This is a genomic window from Mesorhizobium sp. CA4 (assembly GCF_020165075.1).
Classification (GTDB): domain Bacteria; phylum Pseudomonadota; class Alphaproteobacteria; order Rhizobiales; family Rhizobiaceae; genus Mesorhizobium.
In genome coordinates, this window is the sequence record NZ_JAIUHK010000005.1 from 95,366 (window position 1) to 114,766 (window position 19,401).

A 19,401-nucleotide genomic window follows, 5' to 3' on the forward strand; every position below is an offset into this window, starting at 1 on the left:
CATTGGCTCCATCGGAGATGAGCAGGCGGGTGGGCAGGCTTTGAATGGCGTTTTTCGATTGCTTGCCGCGGCGATCCTGGCCTCCGCCGCGACCGGATGCACGAGCATTTCCTATTATGCGCAGTCGTTGGAGGGCCAGGTTGAGATCATGGCGGCGCGCAAGAATGTTGCGAAGCTAATCCGTGACCCCTCGACGCCGGAACCGTTGCGCGCCAAGTTGACGTCGGCCAGCGCCATACGCCGCTTTGCCACGGAAGAACTGGCGCTGCCCGATAACAATAGCTACCGCAGTTATGTCGACGTCGGTCGGAACGATGTGACGTTGGCGGTCTTCGCCGCGCCGCAATTCTCGCTTGCGCCGGTAACATGGTGCTTTCCGGTATTCGGCTGCGTTCCCTACAAGGGTTATTTTTCGCGGAAAGACGCGCTCGAAAATGCTGCTGAGCTGCAGCGACAGGGGCTGGACGTCTATGTGACAGGTATCACGGCGTACTCCACGCTGGGCTGGTTCAGTGATCCGCTGCTGAGCACCATGCTGCGTCAGAACGACACCTACCTGGCAAGTCTTATCTTCCACGAGCTGGCGCATCAGAAAATCTATGTGAACGGCGACTCCGCGTTCAACGAGGCTTTCGCGGTTTCCGTCGAAACCACCGGTACGAGGAAATGGCTCCGTGCCACCGGCAATCGCGCCGGATTGCGCAGCTACGAAGCCGATCGCAAGCGCAAGGCAGATTTTCTCGAACTGATATCGAAAACGCAGGACGAGCTGAGGCAGGTCTACGGGAGCCCGCGTAGTAAGGAGCAGATGGCCGCAGCCAAGGCAGCCACGATCGACAGGCTGCGGGCGCGCTACCGGCAAATGCGCGACAGGCGATGGGCCGGATACCGCGGATACGACGCCTGGTTCGACAGCCCCATCAACAACGCGAAGCTTGCCGCGACGGCCGTCTACGGCGAAGAGGTTCCGGCGTTTCTCCGCTTGTTCGACTTGTGCTCCGGCGATTATCCAAGATTCTATGCTTCCGTTCGGCGGATTGGGAATTTGCCTGCACCTTCCCGAGCCGAAGCGCTTAGGACCGTGGCTGCGTGTCATTGATCATGTAAGGGATCGGCATTCGGAGGCCGCGCGGGCAATGTTGGACAATTATGAGGTGGACAGGTTCGGCGTGATCCACCAGATCGATTTCACACCGATCAAATACGACAAGAAATACATCTCCTATTACGAGGACCTGAGCGACCGCACCATCAAGCTCGGCTATCAGCGGCTTGGCTGGGTGCTCGGCATCACCGGCGAGATTCCTCGCTCGGTGCTGGAAATCGGATATGGCACGGGCACGTTCATCGAAGCCGCGAAGATAACCGGAGTCGCCGACTGCGCCGGCTGCGATATCGCCGAGTTTCCCCTGCCCAAGGGTGTCCGCTTTGTCGATTGGCATGAGGCGCTCGCCGGCACCTGGGACCTCGTCGCCATGTTCGACGTGCTGGAGCATATCCCGGATCTCGGTTTCCTTTCCCGCCTTCAGACCCGCCACCTGGCTGTCGCCGTCCCTTATTGCCGCTGGCGCGAGCTCGGCGCCGACGGCGACGCGTGGTTCCGGACGTGGCGCATGCGCCTGCCCAACGAGCATCTGCACCATTTCGACCGTGACTCGCTGGTAGCGCTCCTAGCGCATAGCGGCTTCGAATGCGTGACGCTGAACTGTTTCGAGGACGGGATTAGGCTGCGGCTGGGAGAAGCGGGTCCGAACATTTTGTCGGGCTTCTTCAGGAAGTCGTAGGCCGGCGGCCCTGCCGATATATCTTCTGATGAACCCGGTCGCGGAACTGGCCGAGCGGATAACGGCGGTTCTTGCCGTCCGGTTTCAACCATCCGAATGAGCGCGGGATGACCTATCCGCATTGCCTTCCGCGCCGGCTCGCACAATAGTCGGGCCGATGTTCGAGGCGATTGCGAGTCACTGGTCGACGCTTATCCTGATCCTGTCGCTGGCGATGGCGGCGGTGGGCAGCGTGCATGCCATCATGACGAAGGAAGACGTGCGCGCGGCCACCGGCTGGGTGGGCGTGATGCTTTTGTCGCCTTTCCTCGGCGCGATCATCTACGCCATTGCCGGCATCAACCGCATCCGCCGCGCGACGATCAGCGCCATGCGGCCAGTCTCGCCGGAGGCCGCCGCCGCCAGGCACGACCGCGACGTTGCGCTGGAAGCCTTGATCAACGCCGAATTCGGCCAGCGTTTCACCGGGCTGAAGACGCTGGGCGACAGGGTCGCGCGGCGCCCGCTCACCTCGGGAAACACCATTGCGGTGCTCAAGACCGGCGACGAGGCCTATACGGCGATGTGCCGTGCGATCGACGCGGCGCAACGGAGCGTGCTTCTGGAAACCTATATCTTCGACAATGACGCGGTCGGGGCGCTTTTCGTCCAGTCGCTCGGCAACGCCGTCAAGCGCGGCGTCACTGTGCGCGTGCTGATCGACGCCGTCGGCGTGCGCTACTCGGTGCCCAGCATCCTAAAGCAGCTCAGGGAGGCCGATGTCACCGTCGACCTCTTCAACGGCAACATCGTCATGGGCCTGAGACTTCCCTATGCCAATCTCAGGACCCACAGGAAAATCCTGGTCGTCGACGGCAGGGTGGCGTTCACGGGAGGCATGAACATCCGCAAGGGATTCTCGGCCGAATTGGCCGGTTCCGACAGTTCGCGCGACACCCATTTCGAGGTCACCGGGCCGGTGGTGGCCGATCTGTTCTCGGTTACCGCCGAGGACTGGCGCTTCGCCGGCAACGAGGCGTTGAAAGACGGACCCTGGCAGGTCGAGCGCGCCGTGCCGCCACCGGGGCAGCCGATGCTGGTGCGCGCGGTGGCGACCGGGCCAGACGCGTCCAACGAAACCAACCTGAAGCTGCTGATGGGCGCGTTCTCGGTCGCCCGCAAGTCGATCCGCATCATGTCGCCCTATTTCCTGCCGGACCGGGAGTTCATCAGCGCATTGACCACCGCCGGCCGGCGCGGCGTCGAAATCGATATCGTCGTGCCGGCGGTGAACAATCTTTTCCTCGTCGACCATGCGATGACGGCGCAGTTCGACCAGGTTTTGAAGCACTATTGCCGCGTCTGGCGCCATGAAGGCTCGTTCGACCATTCGAAGCTGATGGCAATCGACGGCGTGTGGGCCTACGTCGGCTCTTCCAATCTGGACGCCCGCTCGCTGAGGCTGAATTTCGAGATCGACATGGAAGTGCTGGATAAAAATTTCGCCGCCCAGATCGACGCCCGCATCGCGGCCGCCATCTCGACCGCTCAGCCGGTGACGCTGCAGACGCTGAAGGCAAGGCCGTTCGCAATCCGCGTCTTCGACCGTTTGCTGTGGCTGGGATCGCCCTATCTTTAGAGCAGGAAATCGAGCAGCAGGATCATGGAGATAGACGACATCAAAGGACGCAGCCTCCCCGAGACCGTGCTGCTCTCGATCCGCAGCAGAAGCGCGCGCAAGGCGAAGGCGACGCCGCGCAAGCGCGTCAACGACACGGAAATCGTCGTTGCCTCCTACAACGTCCACAAATGCGTCGGCACCGACCGCAAATTCGACCCTGAAAGAACGGCGCGCGTCATCCGCGAAATCAGCCCCGACGTGATTGCGCTACAGGAGGCCGACAATCGCTTCGGCGACCGGGCCGGGCTGCTCGACCTGGCCCGCCTGGAGCTGGAAACGGGGCTGGTGCCGGTGCCGGTCAGCGGCAACGGCAAGGGGCATGGCTGGCGCGGCAATGTGCTGTTGTTCAAGCGCGGCACCGTGCGCGACGTCCACCAGATCAAGCTGCCGGGGCTGGAGCCGCGCGGCGCGCTGGTCGCCGAGATCGATCTGGACGAGAAACGGGCGCTGCGGGTCATCGCCGCCCATCTCGGCTTGCTGCGCCGCTCGCGTTCGGAACAGGCCCGGGTCGTGCTCGACATCATGAGCAGCGCCGACGAGAGGCCGACGCTGCTTCTGGGCGACCTCAACGAGTGGCGGCTCGGCAACCGCTCGGCGCTGAACACGCTGCACACGACCTTCGGCCCGACGCCGGCGGTCCCTACTTTCCCGTCGGGCCTGCCGCTACTGGCGCTCGACCGCATCATGGGCAACCGGCACGACCTGGTTTCAGGCGTCGAGGCGCATGACACGCCGCTGTCGCGGGTCGCCTCCGACCACCTGCCGCTGACGGCCTTCGTGCATCTTTGAGAGAGGCCGCCTTCACCCTTCCCGCAGCCAGACCAGCATCTCGCCGGGGTCGCGATTGTCCCAGGCGAAGTAGGGAACGGCCTTGAGTTTCGTTTCCCGCGTCGCCGGCGGTTCGGGGCGGTAGAGATCGGCGCCCCAGTTTTCCGCCTCGGCCCTGTTGCCGATGGCCGAAAGGGTGACGATGCCGCCGAGCAGGTTCGGCTCCTTATGGGCCTCGAGCCTTGCCTCGCGCGGCAAGGCGATGCGATGCAGCCCGCCGCCATTGTCGGTTTCCTCGACGCAGTAGATCAGCGGGCCGCGCGCGAGCGCCACGCGGCCGATGTCCTGGTGCACCTGCGGATTGGCGAAGAGGCGCGCCATCGACATTTTGAGGTCGAGCTCGACCTTGTCGCCCTGGCGCCATTCGCGGCGGATCGCGGCATAGCCGTCGACTGTCGCCGCTTCGAGATCGGCCAGCTTGCCGTTCACTTTCAACACAGCGTTGCGACACCATGCTGGTATGCGCAAGTGAAGCGTGAACTCTACGGGCGCCTCCGGCCCGATCTCGATCGCAATCGCGCCGTCCCAGGGATAGCTGCTGGTCTGGACGAGCGCCACCTGCCGGCCGGCGATCTCGAAGCGCGCAGTCGAATCGCCATAGAGGTGCACCGCCAGCGCATCGTCGGCGAGGCCGTAGAAATAGCTGCCGATGGACGCCACCATGCGGCCGATATTGGGCGGGCAGCATGGGCAGCGGTGCCATTTCCAGCGATGATGGCCGCCGCGGCTCTCCAGCGGGTTCTCGTAGAAGAACAGCGAGCCGTCGAGCGACAGGCCCGAGATCGAGCCGTTGTATAAAGCGCGCTCCATCATGTCGGCGTAGCGGGCGTTCGGGCCCATGCCCAGCATGCGGCTTGCCCAGAACACCAGGCCGACCGAAGCGCAGGTCTCGGCATAGGCGGTCTCGTTGGGCAGGTCGTAGTCGTTGGTGAAGCCCTCATTGTCGGCCGACGGGCCGAGGCCGCCGGTGACGTAGAGGCTCTTCGTCGTGAGATCGTCCCAGAGTCTCTCGAGCGCGACCTTCAGCGTATCGTCACCATACTCGGTCGCGATATCGGCCATGCCGGAATAGAGATACATCGCCCTCACCGCATGGCCGACGACCTTGTCCTGCTCGCGCACCGGCCTGTGCGACTGGTTGTATTCATAGGTCTTGAAGTGGAAATCCTTGGGATCGGCGCCGCGCGCCAGCGCCTCCTCGTCGAAATAATGCGGCTGCTGGCCGCGCTGGTCGATGAAATACTTAGCCAGCTTCATATATTTGCCGTTGCCGGTGGCGCGCGCAAGCCGGACCAGCGCCAGCTCGATCTCCTCATGGCCGCAATAGCCCTTCCGCTTGCCGGGCTCCGGGCCAAAAGTGTCGGCGATGTGGTCGGCATAGCGGCTCATGATGTCGAGCAGCTTGCGTTTGCCGGTCGCTTGGTAGTAGGCGACCGCGCCCTCGATCAGATGGCCGGCGCAATAAAGCTCGTGGCAGTCGCGCAGATTGGTCCAGCGCAGGCCGGGCTGGATGCGCTGGTACCAGCTGGAGAGATAGCCGTCCTCCTGCTGCAGCTTGCCGTACATGTCGATGACGGCGTCGATTTTCTTCTCGAGATCGGGATTGCGGCGGCGGTAGAGCGAATAGGCGGCGGTTTCGATCGTCTTGCCCCAATCTGAATCCCAAAACATCTGCGTCGTCACGGTCCGAGCGGTGAAACCGTCGCTGACATGGAAAGGAATAACGACGCCCGGCGACGGCACGTCCGGATCGATCTGTTCCAGCATGCGCGCCTCGACGCAGCGGTCGTAGAGGATGCCGGCGGTCTTGGCGGCGACCGCGTCGACCCGGTCGCCCCAGAAGCCGCGGACATCGACCTGCGGCACTGGCAACGGCCGGAAGGCGAGCTTCGGCCTGGCGGAGGTGCCGGTCTGCGCGGCGGGCTGCGATGCGGTCATGATTTCACTCCATTCGAATTACTTGACGGCCCCGGCCATGAGGCCGCGAATGTAGAAGCGCTGCAGCGCCAGGAAGAGGATCAGGCAAGGCACCATCATCACCGTGACGCCGGCCTGCACCGCGCCCCAGTCGATGGCGCCGAAGCGGCCGGACTGAAGTGCGGTCATCATCACCGGCAAAGTGAATTTGGACTGGTCGGTCATCAGCACGAGCGCGGCCAGGAACTCGTTCCAGGCGCCGAGGAAGGCGAACAGCGCGATGGTGACGACACCCGGCCAGACCAGCGGCAGCATAACCTTGACCAGCATGGTGACGTTGTTGGCGCCGTCCATACGCGCCGCCTCCTCGATCTCGCGCGGCACGGCGTCGAAGGCGTTGCGCATCATGAAGATCGAGAAGGGCAGCTGCAGGGTGACATAGACGCAGACCAGGCCGGTCAGCGTGTTGTGCAGGCCAAGCTTCGTCAACACCAGGAAGATCGGCGTCAGGATCGACTGGAACGGGATCATGATCGTCGACAGGATCAGGACGAAGAAGAAATCCCGCAACGGGAAGCGGAAGCGCGAGAAACCGTAGCCGGCAAGCACGCTGACCAGCACCGAGAGCAGCACCGTCATAACCGAGACATAGATGCTGTTCTGCGCCGAGACCCAGAGCCCGTCGCCGAAGGAGTTCAGCGTCTGATAATTCTCGATCGAGAAACCGGTGGTCGGCCAGGGCGGCAGCGGCGGCTGGCGCGCCTCCTGCGCCGGCTTGAAGGTCGACAGCACGGTCCAGACGATCGGCGCCAGGAACAGCACCGAGGCTATGATGCCGGTGGAGTGCCTGGCCAGGCTGAAGCCGACTTTGCGGTTATGCGACATCGCCTCGGCCATCAGTCGAGCCCCTCCGGCTTGCGCAGCAGCCAGAGCTGGATGAGGCTGAGCGCCACCAGGATGACCAAAAGCACCATGGAAAGTGCCGCGCCGTAGCCAAGCTTGAACGAGACGAAGGACTGGTTGAAGATCCAGTAGACCGCCGTCAGCGTCTGGTTGCGCGGGCCGCCGCGCAGGATGATGTAGAACTGGTCGAAGGCGAGGATCGAGCCCGCCACCGACAGGATCAGCGCCAGCGCCAGCGTGCGGCGCATCAAGGGTAGCGTGATCGCCCTGAACCTGGCGAACGGCCCTGCCCCGTCGATGACGGCCGCCTCCTGCAGATCCTGCGGGATCGATTGCAGGCCGGTCATCAGGATGATCATGGTGAAGCCGGCGACCTTCCACACCACCATGGCGATGATCGACCAGAAGGCCGGCTGGAAGGTGGCGAGAAGATTGACCTTCTTCGCGGTCAGACCGAGGTGGTAAGCGGCCGGGCTGAACAGGCCGGAATCGACATTGAGCAGCCAGGACCAGAGCAGGCTCGCCGAGGCGAAGCCGACCACCGCCGGCATGAAGAAGGCGGTGCGGTAGAGATTGGTGAGCGGGCGCGGCTTTTCGATGAAGATCGCCAGCGGAAAGGCGACGGCGAAGATCGCGATGGTAACGATCACCGTGTAGTAGAAGGTGAATTTGAGCGCATTCCAGAAGCGCGTGTCGCGCAGGATCGCGAAATAATTGTCGAGCCCAATGAAGGCATGCTCGCCCATCAGCGGCCAGTTATGCAGCGACATCCACGCCGTCATGCCGAGCGGGATGACGAAGAAGACGGTGACCAGGGCGACGGCCGGCAGGACATAGAGCAGGCCGACCCATTGCCGGCGGCTGACACCGGCGTGCGAGCGGGCGCGAGCGGAGGTTGCGGCGATGGAAGTCATGGCTGCGCCTCCCCTTCCCCCCTTGTGGGGGAAGGTGGCCGCGAAGCGGCCGGATGAGGGGCGTTCCAGCGGAGTGAGACGCCGGCGTTCCCTGGAACACCCCTCATCCGTCTCGGCGCTGCGCGCCGATCCACCTTCTCCCACAAGGGGAGAAGGGAAGGCGAACCTCGCGGCGCCTCAAATTCGTGAGTGAGCTTTCTCAACGCGTCAGTCCCTAACCATTCAGCGATACAGTCCCCGGCCGCCCGGCCAGGGAGACGGGGCGGGCGGCCGGTCAGAGCCTTGGCGGCGAGGCGTTGCGCTATCCTCGCCGCCGGCTGGCCCTGGTGTCTACTTGTTCGGCGCCTGGTCGATAATCGACTGCATCGTCTCCTGCGCGTTCTTTATGGCGCCGTCGACATCGTCACCGAAGAACACCTCGTTGATCATCTGCGTCCACGGCCCGTTGGCGGAGTTGATCAGGTCGTTGAACACCACCGAATAGGGCGTCCTGCCCTTGGCCATCGCTTCGGCCGCCACCTGATAGCGCGGGTCGAGATCCTTCAGCGCGTCCTTGGCGATGTCGTTTCGCACCGGCAGGCTGCCATATTTGGCAAGGATGGTCTGGCCCTCCAGCGAATAGGCGAAGTCCAAAAACTCCTTCACCACGGCGATCTTCTTGGTGCCCTTGGTGACGACGAAATTGTCGCCGCCGGCGAAGGACGACCAGCCGCCATCCTTGCCCGGCAGGAAGGTGATGCCGTAGTCGATGTCGGGATATTGCGTATTGAGCGCGCCGATGGCGAAGGCGCCCGACGGCGAGAGACCGATCTTGCCGCCGGCAAAGGCGGCGAAGAAATTGGCGCCGGTGTCGGTCTGCGCGCCCTCGGGCACCAGCCCCTTCTTGACCATCGAGCGGTAAAGGTCGATCGCGCCGCGCAGCTGCGGGCTGTCGAGCGTCGCCTTCGAGCCGTCCTCGGACAGGATATCCCCGCCCGAGGCCCAGATCAGCGGCGTGAAGGTGAAGATGTTGCAGCCGCCGCAATTGCCGGAAAAGTAGAAGCCCTTGATGTCGCCGCCGAGCGCGTTGACCTTTTCGGCATCGGCCTCGATCTCGGCCCAGTTGGTCGGGCCCTTCTCGGGGTCCAGCCCCGCCTGCTTGAACAGCTTCTTGTTCCAGATCAGCACCGAGGCGTCGGCCGAGAACGGCAGGCCGTAGATGCGGTCCTTATAGGTGCCGGTCTTCACATGCGCCGGCGACAGGCTCGAAAAATAGGGCAAGGATTTCGCCCAGTCGGTGATGTCCTCCAACTGGCCGGCGGCGGCGAAGGACGGCGTGTAGATCAGGTCGAGCGAGAGCGCGTCGGGCGCGGTGCCGCCGGCGGCGGCGGCGCCATATTTCGGGATGATCTCGGCATTGGGAATAATGTCGAGCTTGATCTGGTCCTTATGCGCCTTGTTGAAGGCGTCGACGATGCGCGGCATGAAGTTCGAGCCGTCGGCGCGCACCCAGATGTTGGCGGTCTCGGCGGACGCCGCCTGCAGGCCGCCGCCGATGACAGCAGCGGCTAAAGCCAGCTTGGCAAACATAGTCTTCATTTTACTCCTCCTCATGGTTCTCCTCCCTGTTTTGGCCACGCCGCCCAGCGGATCCGGGCGCGTAGCCTTGTTGCTTCATGGCGGCGGACTGCCGCATGACTGACGCACCACCAGCCGGCACGGCAGTTTCCTGATGCCCGGCGCGGCCGGCCGGCCGTCGACGAGCGAAAGCAGGGCGAGCCCGGCGTCGCGGCCGAGGCTTGCCAGGTTCATGTCGATCGAGGTCAGCGGCGGGCGCGTCGCCTCGGCCACGATCTCCCAATTATCGAAGCCGATGACGCCGACATCCTCGGGCACGCTAATGCCGCGTTCGCGCAGCGCGTCAATGACGCCGCGGGCGATCTGGTCGTTGCCGCAGAAGACGGCGTCCGGCCATCCTTCCCTGCCCGCCTTGTCGAACAGTTTTGCCACCGCATCGTGGCCCCAGGCTTCGGACCAGGCGCCGAGCAGCGGCTCGGCTGCGACCAAGCCATTCTCCCTCAGGACGTCGCGGTAGGCCCCTGCCCGCGCATGCACCACGGCGAAGCTCGCCGGGCCGCTGACATGGGCGATGCGCCGGCGCCCGAGCCGCAAAAAATGCTCGACCGCCAGCCGCGCGCCGCCGGCGTCGTCGGAGACCAGGCCGACCGCGCCGGGATCCGGCTGGGTGAAGGCGTAGACGACCGGAATGCGCAGATTGGAGAGATCGACCGGCAGATGGCGGTCTATGCGTTTTCCGGTGGCGACGATGCCGTCGACGCGCTTGTCGAGCATGGCCTCGACATGCATCTGGCCGAGCCGCTGATCGTCCTCGACATTGCACAGGAACACCGACACGCCCTTGTCGACCAGCGCATCCGAAACGCCGGCCATCAGCGGCAGCGAGAAGCGGCCATAGGTATCGTTGGTGAGCAGGCCGACGGTGAAGGAGCGCTTGCGCAACAGGCTCTGCGCCAGGCTGTTCGGCCGGAAGCCGAGCAGCCGCGCCGTCTCGCGGATGCGCTCGCGCGTCTCCGCCGTCATGCGCCCCTGCCCGTTCAGCGCCTTGGATGCCGTCGCCACGCTGACGCCGGCGGCGGCAGCGACCTCACGCAGGGTGACCGGCGGCTTGGCAAAGACAGACGCTGATTCGGCGTCAGAAACCATCTTCGGCGCAGGACCTCCCAGTTGAGAAAACCTTTGCTCACAAAGGCCTGCAGCATTCGAACCGGGGGCGGATGTCGAAAGCAATAATGTGGGAAAAGGTTTTCTCAAGCAGAGAGTAGGGCGAAGATGAGCATGAAGGCAAGAATTTTTTTGTGACAATCGGGCCCGCGAAGGGCATCAATCGGACGGGCTTCGGAACGTCGCAGATCAACCACTTTGAACGGAATGGGCAAACGGCGACGCACCTGCGGTAGCTAGCGCGCGCCTTCCAACCGGACGGCCCTACCCCAAAGAGCGAAAGCTGGACGGCGGCCGCGACACCCACGCCTCTATCTCGCGGCTTACCAAACCGGCGGCTTGGTGGTGGATGAAATGCCCCGCGCCAGGGATGGCTATAAGCGACGTGACGTTATCGACTTCGCGGAAGGTGCCGTCATAGGCGTTGGTCGGAACATAGGGATCGTGGGCGCCGAACATGACCAAAGTCGGCGCCTTGACCAGGGGCAATTGGCCGATATCTGGCACCCTGCCGAGCGGAATGTTGGCTCTGTAGTAACCCAGCATCGCCTCCGGATCGGAAAGCCGGAGCGACTCTGCAAGCGCCTGCCTGTCGACTTCATCGTCGACCCATTCAGCAAGCTTCTCCGGCGCCGGCATGGCCGATGCTCCTGCCTCCTGGAAAAGGCGCATATAGGCGAAAAACCGGGCATTGGTCGGATCGGCGATAGCGCGCAGGTAGTTGCGCGGATGAGGGGTGGAAAGGACGACCAGATGGCGAATCACCTGCGGCACCCGCATAGCCAGCCACCAAGCAATGGTACCACCCCAGTCGTGACCGACGATCGAGGCCTGGGACAGTTGTTCGGCCACGAGCACTGAAAGCACGTCCTCGACCAGATGCGGCAGCAGCGTGTATTGGGCATGCCCCCGCGGCGCGTCGCTTCGCCCGAACCCGCGCAAATCCGGTGCCAGCACCCTGAAACTGCCGCACAGAGCCTCGATCTGCCAGCGCCAACCCAGGCTATAGTCGGGAAAGCCATGCAGGAAAAGAAGTGGCGGGCCGGAGCCCGCCGCGACGTAGTGCAGTTTGACGTTTCTGTTCGATGCGAACCTAGACTCGAAACGTGTCTTCGAAGTCACCCTGACCGGCCGCCGCGATCACATTTTGACTTCGAGGCGCAGGAACGGACCTTGGAACACCTGATTCTTGTGGTCTGCGTTCACAAGCAGATTGTGCCACGCTTCGACCTTGTAACCAGCGGTGAAGGTAGTGTTCGTTATCGGCGTCCAGCTCAGGCCGAGCGATGCGTCGAGATTCGAGACCGTCTCGTTCGAGCCCTGACTGGCCACCGTTTCGGAAAAGTGTTCGTCAGGGTTTGTGGAGGAGATATTGAAACCGAGACGCTCGGTGCGGCGGCCCCACATGACGGCGCCTGAAGCTGAACCCGTCAGGCCCCAGTTTTCGCCAACGGGATAGTAAGCTTCCGCACCAACGCGCGGACCGATGCCCCAGTACTCGGCCGTACCGATCTTGTCAGCGGCGATACCCTTGTCGGCGGGATTGGTAGGAGTGAACTTCTCTGAAAAGTCGCCTAATGTTTCGTCGGAATGCACCAGTCGCAAGCCGCCGAAGAAACGGACGTCGGCCTGTTGCGCCTTGACGTGCTTGCCGATGTCGAAATCGAAAGCCTGGAAGCTGTAACCGTCGCCGAAATTAACGCTCACCATGCCGTTTGAAGGACTGGTCACAGGTCCCTCGCCGAGAAGGACCGACCGGTCCTTGCCGAGATGGAAGGCGCCGGCAAGTCGCCAATCAAGGTCCGGAGAAATCTGCTTGGTCAGCGCCACCGATCCGGAGATATCGCCGTTGCTGTTGCCCAGCTTATCGCTGCTGAGCTTGTCGTCGTTGTGGACATTGTTCCAAAAGTACGCGCCTTCAAATGCGAGCTTGACGCGCGAATCGATGACCGCCTGATCCGAAGGCTGCTCCTCGGTGGCTTGAGCCGTGCCCACGCCTATTGCCGTTACGGAGGCAGCCGACGCCGCCACCGTAGCCAAAAATTTACCCTTGCCCTGCGAATGCATTTAAGTCCCCACCCAGATTCCAGCCGGGGTCGTTATTGCAGACAAGTTTATAAACGCATATTGCCGCTGCGGGATGCCAACGACTTTGCGGCGCCGCTGTCGCATTTTTGCAACAATAAGGGACATCGTTGGCTGAACGAATACCAAGGTGGTCGGGCGTTCAGACATGGAGGTAAGGTGAGCGATCCAGCGCAAATTGAAGGCATGCTCAACAATCTCGTCTACAACCTATTCGCGCGGAGCGGGCAGGATGATGGACGAGCAACCCGCGCTAAGGAAATCGGCAATCTCGTCGTCTTCGACCATCCGGAGGCCGTGGACAGGATCGCCAAGACTCCCGCCCTTTTTCGCAAGAATTTCTCTCTGATCTCGGCGCTCGGCTTCAGCCGCTTCAACACCAACGACGAGGAATGGGCTACCAGGCGCGCGATCACCCAGGACCGCTACCTCGCGGCGGCGAAGCCCGCCCATGAGCAAGGCGTGGCTGAAGTCTTCGGTAACTGTCTTGCCGGCTGCGAGACCTCGCTCGCCGGCATCCAGCAGGCGCTTTTCGCTGGTGCCATGACGATTTTCTACCAGGCGTTCGGCCTTGTCGCGCAGGCGGGGCCGACGGCCACGCTGCTTGACCGCACGCGCGAGGTGCTGCGGCGCCTGCAATATTATTCCTGGGTCACGCCCACCGATGCCGAGCGCAACAGCGCCATTCAGGATGCCCGCGCGATCATCGCCGATTTCGGCTCGCAGCTTACGGCAGACCCACGCACGGTGGCCGAAATGGCCCGCTTCTCGGAGAAGGCTGGCGGAATTGACGGTTTTTCGCCAATCGAAGAGTTTGTGATGAACCTCTTTGCCGGCGTCGAGACCACCGTGACGACGGCGCTATGGGTGATCGACCGGCTCGGCGCGAACCAAAAGGCCCAGGAGCGCGTGCATCAGGAGATCGCCGGGGACGAAGAAGAAACACCGTTCACGGACTGCTTCATCAACGAGACGATGCGCTATTTTCCGCCGATCCCGTTCCTGACCCGCGAGGTGGGCACCGATACGGTCATCGATGGCACCGCACTGAGGGCCGGACAGCTTATCATGCTGTCGATCGTCGGCGTTCACCAACATCCCGCCTTCTGGGAAAATCCGAGGACTTTCGATGCCAGCCGCAAGGAGTTCATCAACAACAGTTTCGACCGCCGCGCCTTCATCCCCTTCCTGACCGGACCGCGTATGTGCGGAGGCGCACGCCTGGGCCGACTCGAGGTGGAACAGGCGGTTCGCGCGGTCGTGCGCCAGTTCGCCTTTACCCGTGCCGACGACGTTATCCGCTTCGACTATGCGCTGGCGCTGCGCCCGGCGAGCGGCATGTCGGTCACGGTATCAAGACGCTAACGGGCGCTTGCCTGTTTCGACCGATACCTAACCAAGTGCGAAAGCCGCTATATCAATCTCCCGGCCGCCTCGTTGGGATCGAGATCGGCTGGGAGCATGCATTTTTATAAAAGTGCGATCCCGCCGTGACGGACTGCTCATATGGCGGATAGAAAGCCGAGGATGAGGAAAGCCTGATCGGGCGTCATCAACGACGGCGGGTTGCCGGCATCGATGTTGTCGACGATACAAAGATCGGGTCGGGCGCGGCGTGATTGTTCGAAGGCTTGCCTGTCGATGAACCCGCTCTCGCGGTCGTACATGAGCATGATGTGGGCCTCGAGCTTGGCGACCATTGGGAACAGGTCATATTTGCGGCCGGTCATGGCCTCGAAATTCCCGGTCGTGGCCGGATCGTAGGCCAAACGAAACCCGCCAGCCCCCGCGGCAATTCTGCTCTCGATGAACCGGTCGAGGACCCGCGTCTCCACCCGCCCCATACCCGGATTTGCCGCACGCAGATATTGCCCTGCCTGGGCGCGCGTCCGGAATAAAAGCGCTGCTTCGCGGATGGCCTCGTTTCGCAAAGCATCGACCTTCGGTCCGCCAACCAGGGGAACATCGTTGAGGACAATCCTGTCGACGCGGCTGCGGTTCGCATAGAGGAACAGAACGAGGATCAGCCCGCCCCATGACGTGCCGACGAAATGGTTCTCCTTGCCGGAAAACTGACCGAGCGCGCGCAGGCACCTGGAATAGAGATCAATATCGTAGCCGGAGCCGAGATAGGCGCTGCGCCCCCGTCCGAGCAGGTCGGGGCAGATCACCAGATAGCCGTTGCGGCAAAGGAACGCCGCGAGATAATCGAAATCGGAGCCATTGCCGGCAAAGCCGTGCAGGCAGAACACGGTGCCGCGCGATTGTCCGGTCGGCTGCCAGATGCGCACAAACATCGAGGCATAACGATCGCCAAGACGGATGAGGATTTCCTGCGTCAACACCTTGGCGTGACTGGCCTTGTCCATCAGGCGTCCCGCTTGCGGACGGCGCGTTTCATTGCACCACGGGCATCGATGAAATCGCGCTTCCAGTAGACCGACTTATCGAGGTTGAGCAGTTTCGCCTCCTTGATAAGCGGCAGGATGTGCGAGGACGAGCGCGTGGCCATAATGGTCGCGGCAATGGCGGTGCCGCCGGGATCGGGATTGAGCGGCCCCCTGTTTGCAACCCACGTTTCGGCAATTTCGCGGTTGGTCACGATCCAGCCGACGTAAGCGACGATCGCATCGTCGATGGAACCGATAAGATGCGTCTGCTGCTCGATCTGGTAGCGCAAGGACTTCACCATCTGTCCAAACTCGTAGCCGTCAAAGGGCGGATAGTGCGCAATGAAATTGCAGACGAGCCCGAGAGAGACCGGGTTGAAAGGAACTCGGGTAAACAGGAGTTTGCTCATGCGGATTCGGGCGTTTCCAATGGGTCGCGACAATATGATGTGTGGCCGGCTCCGGGCTAGTGGGCAAAAAGGAGCTTCCCCAAAAGTCACGGGAGCCATGGGGTACCGCGATGCACGGGCCTAGAACGTCGTCACCGCCTTCTCGCCCCGCCTGCCGTCATGCGCTTCCACGGCCTTCTCGACGGCGCGCTTCAGCTCGTCCTTGATCTCCGCCGTCTCGGCCATCAGCGCCTCGATCTTGAGGAATTCGAGCACGCGGTATTTCGAGACATTCGGCCGGATCAGAATGTCCGGCGGGTGCTGCCTGAGCTTGTTGGCGATGATCGACTGCATCATCAGTTGCGTGGCGCCATACATCAGGTCGACGGTGGTCGGATGCCTGCGCTCGGCCTCGCTCGGCGCGCCGACGACGTCGACGGCGATGATGATGTCGGCGTCCTTCTCGATGAGATCGAAAGGCACGGGGTTGTAGATGCCGCCATCGATCAGCACGCGGCCCTCGCGCGTCACCGGACGGAAGACCGCCGGGATGGCCGCCGAAGCGGCAAGCGCCGAATGCAGGTCGCCTTCGGTAAACACCGCAAGGCTGTGGCCGAAATAATCGGTCGCCGTCACCTTGAGCGGGATTTTCAACGCCTCGAATGTCTGCGGGATCGCCTCGGGCAGGAAAGCCTTCAGGATGCGCTCGATGTTGAACTGGCTGACGCGGATGCCGCCCTGCATGGCCTCGGCGATCGTGCCCGGCCGCGAGCGCCACATGCGCGCCGCCACTTCGGCCCGGCTGCCGAGGATCAACCGGGCGTAATCGTGAATCTCGGCACCCTTCATGCCAGACGCCATGCCGGCACCCATGATGGCGCCGATCGACGAGCCGGCAATCGCCGCCGGCCTGATGCCAAGCTCGTCGAGGGCCTCGATGATATGGATATGCGCAAGACCGCGCGCGCCACCGCCGCCGAAGGCCACCCCGAAGGTTGGGCTCATCCCTTGCGGCCTCCCGCCACCTGAACCAGCGGCGGCCCGATGACCATCACCGCGGGGTCGGACGACAGGAGCTTCTTCGCCGCCGCCTTGACGTCGGCCAGCGTCACCGCATTGATGAGAGCCGCGCGCCGCTTGATGTAATCGATGCCGAGATGATCGATCTGCAGCTCCACCAGCGTCGTGGCGATGGAGCTGGAGGAATCCAGATTGTTGATGGCGTAGGCGCCGACCATGTATTTCTTGGTCGCCGCTAGTTCCTCCTCGGTCGGACCGTTCTCGGCCATGTCCTTCACCACCTGGCGCACGATGACAAGCGTTTCGGCCGCGCGGTCCGAACGCGTTGCCGTCGTCACCAGCAGCGCGTTGGAATGCTCGTGATCGACGAGATCGGAGCTGACGCTATAGGCAAGGCCGCGCTTCTCGCGCACCTGTTCGTAAAGCCGCGAGGTGAATGTCGAGCCGCCGAGAATCTCGTTCATCAGCACGGCGGCGTAGAAATCGGGATCGCTGCGCTTCACGCCCGGCCAGGCAAGCTGCAGGGACGTCTGCGGCAAGTCGTAATTCACTTCGAGCTGCTGGCCGAGCTTGGGGTCGACGTCGGCAACCGGCGCCAGCGTCTGCCTGTCCGGCAGGTCGCCGAACACCTCGTCAAGCCTGCCGCTCAACGTCGCGGCGTCGATATCGCCCACCACCGCCACATGCAGGCCGCCACGGGCGAAATTCGCTTTGTGGAAAGCCCTGAGGTCATCGGCAGTGATGGTGGCGAGGCTGTCCTTGTCGCCCTCGTCCGGCCGGGCATAGGGATGCTGGCCATAGATCGCGCGCAGCCAGCGCTGCTGGCCGATCGTGTTGGGATCCCGCTCATTGGCGAGGATGCCGGACAGTATCTGGGCGCGGATGCGGTCGATCGGGGCCTGATCGAAGCGCGGGCTGTTCACCGCCAGCTTCAGCAGGCCAAACGCCTCGTCCTTATGGTCGGACGACATGCGCATCGAGCCATAGGTGCCATCGCGGGCGGCCTGAAAACTCATCTCGGCGCCGGCATCGTCGAGCTTCACCTGGAAGGCCTCGCTGTCGAGGCCGCCGGCGCCCTCATCGAACAGCCCGGTCATCAGGTTGACCAGGCCTTCCTTGCCGGCAGGGTCCTGCGCCGTGCCGCCGTCGAAGACGAAACGTATCGCAATCAGCGGGATCGAATGGTCTTCCACCAGCCAGGCGGTGACGCCCTTCTTCGACTTCACCTCCTGGATGTTCATCTCGGCGCGCGCGGCAAGCACCGGCAAAAGCAGGAAGAACAGGGCAAAGCAAAGGGTGGCGACGGCGCGGTAGAGCTTGCCTTCCTCTCTCCCTGGGAAAGGAGAAGCGATCGTGCGGTCAAGAACCATGCTCATCATCAATTCCCCGCCTGCTGCTGCGGCAAGAGATAGCCGCTGGTGGAGCGATCGAGCACCAGATAGCGGGCGGCGACCGCCTTGACCTCAGCGGCGGTTACCTTGCGGATGCGGTCCGGCCATTCCTGGACGTCCTTGACATTGCCGCCCGTGGCAAGCGTCGAGCCGTACATGTTGGCCATGTCCTCCTGCTTGTCGCGCGCAAAGATCATGGAGCGCACATAGCGGGTCTTGGCCCGCTCCAGCTCATCGTCGCTCACGCCGTCCTTGGCGATGCGGGCGATCTCGGCATCGACCGCCGCCTCGATATCGACAAGCTTGGCGTCGCCGCGCGGTGCGCCATAGACGGTGAAGTTGGTGGCGTCGAGCATGGTGCCCTGGAAGTAGGCGCCGGCCTCGGAAGCGATACCCTGCTTGACGACGAGCTGCTGGTACAACCTGCTGCGGTTGTCGCCGCCGAGGATCTCGGCAAGCAGGTCGAGCGCCTCGGCTTCGCCGGGCTTGGCCGTATGATAGGATGGCACCACCCACTGCGTCGAAAAGCTCGGCACCGAGACGCGCGCGTCGGTGAGCGTCACCGTGCGCTTCGTGTTCTGCTCAGGCTCGACGGGACGGATGCGCGGCCGCAGGTCCGGGCCGCGGGCGACCTTCCCATAGGTCCTTTCGGCCATCGCTTTCACCGCGTCGGGATCGACATCGCCCACCACCACCAGCACGGCGTTGTTCGGCCGATAGTAGGCGTCGTAGAAGGCTTTCGCGTCCGGACGGTTCAACTGCTCCATCTCCTGCATCCAGCCAATGACCGGAATGCGGTACGGCTGGTTCTGCCAGAGCGTCGCATCGACCTCCTCGTCGAGCACCGCCTGCGGATTGCCGTCGATGCGCGAGCGGCGCTCCTCCAGGATCACGTCGCGTTCGGTCTTGATGACATCGTCAGTCAGGATGAGGTTGCGCATGCGATCGGCCTCGAAGCCCATCATCTCTTCGAGCGTGGAAGGCGGCACCGTCTCGTGGAAGGCGGTGTAATCATAGGAGGTGAAGGCATTGTTTGAGCCGCCGATCTCGGCGACGGCACGGTCGAACTCACCGGCGGCGTGATTGGTCGTGGCCTTGAACATCAAGTGCTCGAAGAAATGCGCGATGCCGGATTTGCCGGGCGGCTCGTCGGCGCTGCCGATCTTGTACCAGACCATGTGCGTGACGATCGGGGCGCGGTGGTCCGGAATGACGACCACTTCCATGCCGTTGTCGAGCAGGAAATCCTTGACCGCGCCGTCATCGGCCGCGCGGGCCGGAACCGCGGCGAGCGCCAGCGTGCCGGCGAGAAGCGCCGCACGCAGCCCAGTGCCCGTTGCTGTCATCAAGGTCTCCGGTTCCGGTTGCGCGACGATAGGCAAGGTTCGCCGGCGAGGCA

The 19,401-nt window shown here is 63.2% G+C and carries 17 protein-coding genes; 5 read left to right on the top strand and 12 right to left on the bottom strand.

The window, feature by feature from the left end; translation table 11 throughout:
- The first annotated feature begins 58 nt into the window (after positions 1–58).
- The 4 genes from LB528_RS05985 to LB528_RS06000 all read left to right on the top strand — a co-directional run bounded on the left by LB528_RS05985 (position 59) and on the right by LB528_RS06000 (position 4,233).
- Positions 59–1,099 carry an aminopeptidase gene (locus tag LB528_RS05985; protein WP_224714174.1) on the top strand — a complete coding sequence of 347 codons (1,041 nt, stop codon included), beginning with the start codon at positions 59–61 and terminating at the stop codon, positions 1,097–1,099.
- 37 nt (positions 1,100–1,136) lie between these two features.
- Positions 1,137–1,784 carry a class I SAM-dependent methyltransferase gene (locus LB528_RS05990; protein WP_224714175.1) on the top strand — a complete coding sequence of 216 codons (648 nt, stop codon included), beginning with the start codon at positions 1,137–1,139 and terminating at the stop codon, positions 1,782–1,784.
- Between the two features lie 157 nt (positions 1,785–1,941).
- Positions 1,942–3,402, top strand: a complete 1,461-nt coding sequence (locus tag LB528_RS05995; RefSeq protein WP_224714176.1) for a phospholipase D-like domain-containing protein — start codon at positions 1,942–1,944, stop codon at positions 3,400–3,402.
- A 24-nt stretch (positions 3,403–3,426) separates the two neighbouring features.
- Complete coding sequence (locus LB528_RS06000) at positions 3,427–4,233, top strand: endonuclease/exonuclease/phosphatase family protein (protein WP_224516531.1); 807 nt, start codon at positions 3,427–3,429, stop codon at positions 4,231–4,233.
- A 12-nt stretch (positions 4,234–4,245) separates the two neighbouring features.
- On the opposite strand, the gene LB528_RS06005 is transcribed toward LB528_RS06000, so the two are convergent.
- From LB528_RS06005 to LB528_RS06035, 7 genes are all read right to left on the bottom strand, one after another.
- Positions 4,246–6,210, bottom strand: a complete 1,965-nt coding sequence (locus LB528_RS06005; RefSeq protein ID WP_224714177.1) for a glycoside hydrolase family 127 protein — start codon at positions 6,208–6,210, stop codon at positions 4,246–4,248.
- An 18-nt stretch (positions 6,211–6,228) separates the two neighbouring features.
- Positions 6,229–7,086: a carbohydrate ABC transporter permease gene (locus LB528_RS06010; RefSeq protein ID WP_224714178.1), complete on the bottom strand. Its 858-nt coding sequence runs from the start codon at positions 7,084–7,086 to the stop codon at positions 6,229–6,231.
- The gene (locus LB528_RS06015; protein ID WP_224714179.1) at positions 7,086–8,006 is read right to left on the bottom strand and encodes a carbohydrate ABC transporter permease; all 921 of its coding nucleotides are present in this window, start codon (positions 8,004–8,006) and stop codon (positions 7,086–7,088) included. The genes LB528_RS06010 and LB528_RS06015 overlap by 1 nt, the downstream gene beginning before the upstream one ends.
- 330 nt (positions 8,007–8,336) lie before the next feature.
- Complete coding sequence (locus LB528_RS06020) at positions 8,337–9,584, bottom strand: ABC transporter substrate-binding protein (protein WP_224714180.1); 1,248 nt, start codon at positions 9,582–9,584, stop codon at positions 8,337–8,339.
- Between the two features lie 75 nt (positions 9,585–9,659).
- Entirely contained in the window at positions 9,660–10,709 is a 1,050-nt protein-coding gene (locus LB528_RS06025; protein WP_224714181.1) for a LacI family DNA-binding transcriptional regulator, read from the bottom strand.
- Positions 10,710–10,991: 282 nt separating this feature from the next.
- A complete protein-coding gene (locus LB528_RS06030) occupies positions 10,992–11,849 on the bottom strand; it encodes an alpha/beta fold hydrolase (RefSeq protein ID WP_224714182.1) in 858 nt (285 codons plus the stop codon).
- 18 nt (positions 11,850–11,867) lie between these two features.
- Positions 11,868–12,722, bottom strand: coding sequence for an Lpg1974 family pore-forming outer membrane protein (locus tag LB528_RS06035; RefSeq protein WP_224714183.1), 855 nt, complete (start codon positions 12,720–12,722; stop codon positions 11,868–11,870).
- On the opposite strand from LB528_RS06035, the gene LB528_RS06040 reads away from it, so the two are divergent.
- Positions 12,708–14,177 carry a cytochrome P450 gene (locus LB528_RS06040; protein WP_224714184.1) on the top strand — a complete coding sequence of 490 codons (1,470 nt, stop codon included), beginning with the start codon at positions 12,708–12,710 and terminating at the stop codon, positions 14,175–14,177. The genes LB528_RS06035 and LB528_RS06040 overlap by 15 nt on opposite strands.
- A 137-nt stretch (positions 14,178–14,314) precedes the next feature.
- On the opposite strand, the gene LB528_RS06045 is transcribed toward LB528_RS06040, so the two are convergent.
- From LB528_RS06045 to LB528_RS06065, 5 genes are all read right to left on the bottom strand, one after another.
- Complete coding sequence (locus LB528_RS06045; protein ID WP_224714185.1) at positions 14,315–15,181, bottom strand: alpha/beta hydrolase; 867 nt, start codon at positions 15,179–15,181, stop codon at positions 14,315–14,317.
- On the bottom strand, positions 15,181–15,612 hold the full coding sequence (locus LB528_RS06050; RefSeq protein WP_224714186.1) for a hypothetical protein: 432 nt from the start codon (positions 15,610–15,612) through the stop codon (positions 15,181–15,183). The genes LB528_RS06045 and LB528_RS06050 overlap by 1 nt, the downstream gene beginning before the upstream one ends.
- Before the next feature lie 120 nt (positions 15,613–15,732).
- The gene (locus LB528_RS06055; protein WP_224714187.1) at positions 15,733–16,596 is read right to left on the bottom strand and encodes a patatin-like phospholipase family protein; all 864 of its coding nucleotides are present in this window, start codon (positions 16,594–16,596) and stop codon (positions 15,733–15,735) included.
- The gene (locus tag LB528_RS06060; RefSeq protein ID WP_411962104.1) at positions 16,593–17,990 is read right to left on the bottom strand and encodes a M16 family metallopeptidase; all 1,398 of its coding nucleotides are present in this window, start codon (positions 17,988–17,990) and stop codon (positions 16,593–16,595) included. The genes LB528_RS06055 and LB528_RS06060 overlap by 4 nt, the downstream gene beginning before the upstream one ends.
- Positions 17,990–19,348: a M16 family metallopeptidase gene (locus tag LB528_RS06065; protein ID WP_224714189.1), complete on the bottom strand. Its 1,359-nt coding sequence runs from the start codon at positions 19,346–19,348 to the stop codon at positions 17,990–17,992. Before LB528_RS06065 ends, LB528_RS06060 begins: the two co-directional genes overlap by 1 nt.
- Positions 19,349–19,401 lie beyond the last annotated feature (53 nt).

Coding starts and splice junctions, on each gene's coding strand:
- LB528_RS05990 (WP_224714175.1), top strand. CDS start 1,137: ATGTTGGACAATTATGAGGTGGACAGGTTCGGCGTGATCCACCAGATC.
- LB528_RS05995 (WP_224714176.1), top strand. CDS start 1,942: ATGTTCGAGGCGATTGCGAGTCACTGGTCGACGCTTATCCTGATCCTG.
- LB528_RS06000 (WP_224516531.1), top strand. CDS start 3,427: ATGGAGATAGACGACATCAAAGGACGCAGCCTCCCCGAGACCGTGCTG.
- LB528_RS06005 (WP_224714177.1), bottom strand. CDS start 6,210: ATGACCGCATCGCAGCCCGCCGCGCAGACCGGCACCTCCGCCAGGCCG.
- LB528_RS06010 (WP_224714178.1), bottom strand. CDS start 7,086: ATGGCCGAGGCGATGTCGCATAACCGCAAAGTCGGCTTCAGCCTGGCC.
- LB528_RS06015 (WP_224714179.1), bottom strand. CDS start 8,006: ATGACTTCCATCGCCGCAACCTCCGCTCGCGCCCGCTCGCACGCCGGT.
- LB528_RS06020 (WP_224714180.1), bottom strand. CDS start 9,584: ATGAAGACTATGTTTGCCAAGCTGGCTTTAGCCGCTGCTGTCATCGGC.
- LB528_RS06025 (WP_224714181.1), bottom strand. CDS start 10,709: ATGGTTTCTGACGCCGAATCAGCGTCTGTCTTTGCCAAGCCGCCGGTC.
- LB528_RS06045 (WP_224714185.1), bottom strand. CDS start 15,181: ATGGACAAGGCCAGTCACGCCAAGGTGTTGACGCAGGAAATCCTCATC.
- LB528_RS06050 (WP_224714186.1), bottom strand. CDS start 15,612: ATGAGCAAACTCCTGTTTACCCGAGTTCCTTTCAACCCGGTCTCTCTC.
- LB528_RS06055 (WP_224714187.1), bottom strand. CDS start 16,596: ATGAGCCCAACCTTCGGGGTGGCCTTCGGCGGCGGTGGCGCGCGCGGT.
- LB528_RS06060 (WP_411962104.1), bottom strand. CDS start 17,990: ATGATGAGCATGGTTCTTGACCGCACGATCGCTTCTCCTTTCCCAGGG.
- LB528_RS06065 (WP_224714189.1), bottom strand. CDS start 19,348: ATGACAGCAACGGGCACTGGGCTGCGTGCGGCGCTTCTCGCCGGCACG.